We start from the raw sequence: 533 nt of genomic DNA on the forward strand, positions 1-533 counted from the left end.
AAATTGGATTCCCGGCGTGGTAGGCCCCGTCCCACAAGGCCGGCTCAATGGCCGACTTAGTGGCCAACTGAGTGGCCGGTTGCCGCAGCGCGCAGCGGCGAGGCTCGTTCGCTGGTCACGAAACAGTCGAGTCGGTAACGCGCGCCAAGATGAACATGCCTTGGCGCGTTTGCGAGCTGACGATCCGATTGTCGCAACACTGCCTCGAAAAGCGGGATGTCGTTGGCGTCGAGTGTCCAGGCCCGGGAGTGTTCGGCGCGTTGCAGAACGCGTTCCATGGCCGCCTCGGCGCGCGCGTAGATGATCAAGTCGGTGTCGCCAAAGCCCGCGTCCTGAACATAGTAGGCGAGATAGATCATCTGGATCAGTTCATTGAACAGATCCGCAGAGCCGGCGCCGCTTCGACACGCGGCAAAAGTCAGGTGGTTCTGCGCGGACGTGCAGCAGCAGGTCGCGCAGGTGCGCGCGATCGAGCGCCGTGTTTTGCAGATTGCCGTCGACCGGTGCGGGATGCCGCGCGAAAAGTTTGTCGA

1 pseudogene is annotated in these 533 nt (G+C 62.5%); it reads left to right on the forward strand.

Features of this window, described 5'->3' with window-relative positions:
• Nucleotides 1-402 precede the first annotated feature (402 nt).
• Nucleotides 403-533: pseudogene (locus tag P7F28_RS10245) on the forward strand (hypothetical protein); the annotation flags it as partial.

The sequence above is a fragment of the Caballeronia sp. BR00000012568055 genome (assembly GCF_029439455.1).
Lineage (GTDB): Bacteria > Pseudomonadota > Gammaproteobacteria > Burkholderiales > Burkholderiaceae > Caballeronia.